2 protein-coding genes are annotated in these 1,300 nt (G+C 57.4%); both read right to left on the bottom strand.

Annotated elements, in window-relative coordinates; translation table 11 throughout:
• The coding region (locus ACXJ7R_RS33155) for a helix-turn-helix domain-containing protein (protein ID WP_457155482.1) at positions 1-314 on the bottom strand (314 nt) is incomplete at its 3' end.
• A 12-nt stretch (positions 315-326) separates the two neighbouring features.
• On the bottom strand, positions 327-1,300 hold a 974-nt coding region (locus tag ACXJ7R_RS33150), incomplete at its 5' end, for an NAD(P)/FAD-dependent oxidoreductase (protein ID WP_457155481.1).

Here is a 1,300-nt window from a genome sequence, read left to right as displayed (position 1 = left end):
GTCTTTTCTGAAAGCTCCTGTAACGTCGGGCGTGCAACGACCTTGAACCAGTCGTCGCTCGCACCTGAAAAGAGCAGTCTTTCCAACCGTCGCCCGAGCTTGAAATTGGCCGTGCTTGGGCCGCTCTGCTCGATCAATTCAACATCAGCCAAGCTCTTCATCAGCCTATAGGCCGAGGCTTTCGGCAGATCGAGCATCTCGCCGACGGCGGTTCCCGAGATGCCGCCTGGAAAGCCGGCGACGATCTCGAGAATACGCACATAGCGCTCCAGAGGCTTTTCAGTAGCCGCTTTGCCCGATGTGCTCTTGTCCATGATGTCTGCGCTCTAGCCCTTTGCGATTCGATCATCATGCCAGTCGAAATAGCGCATAGCCAAGGGCACGAACCACGGCGAGCCGTTAAAGAATGGCACCGTAGGGAATTTTTCGACGTCGAAGGCCGAAGACATGTCTCCCCGTTGAAGAATTCGGGCAGCAAGCTTCTCCCCGAAATGTGTTCCAAGAGGAATACCTGCAAAGTTGTAGCCGAGGGCGAAGTGCACGCCGTCCTTCGTGCCGATATGGGGCATGAAATCGAAAGTTCCCGCGCAGTGCCCGGTCCAGGCACGGCTGAGGCGGACGCCCTTGAGGTCAGGCAGGATTCTCACAAGGCGATCGCGGAGCGCGCCTGCGAGTGGCGTCGCCGTCGGGCTCGCTGTACCAGTCATGCCGCCAAACAGAATGCGGCTTGAATCAGGTGCGGGGCGAATAAAATCGATGTTCATCCTGGTGTCGAGATAGGTGCGGCGGCGCGGTATTACCTTGTCGATTGTTTCCGGTGGCAACAGCTCGGTTGCAACAACAAAGCCGCGGAAAGGTATGACCCGCCTGGCAAGCCATTTGAGGTCGCGGCTCGTATAACCATTGGTGGCGACAATGACATGAGGGGCAGCGATGGTTCCTCTCGACGTTCGAACGGTCTTCTCATTCGCAGTGTGATCGATGCCCACGACATTGGTGATAGGATACAGCCTGACACCAGCATCGAGCGCCTTGCGGACAAGGCCCGCGTGATAAAGTCCGGGATGAATCGAACCGAGATCTGGAATGACCGCGCCGCCATGGTAGCTGTCGGAGGCGATCTCCGTATGAACTTCATGTTTCTCGACGACGGAATAGTCGAACCCCACGGCCTGTCGGGTCTGTTCAAGTTCGGCGATCAAAGCTCGAAAATGAGCCTTCGAATTGGCGGCAATGAAGCGGCCGCAGGTCTGGTAGTGGCATTCGATGCCCTCGCGCTCGACGAAGGCCTGGACACCAC

Source organism: Mesorhizobium sp. P5_C1, assembly GCF_054049815.1.
This window is presented reverse-complemented; position numbering and strand designations above follow the sequence as displayed.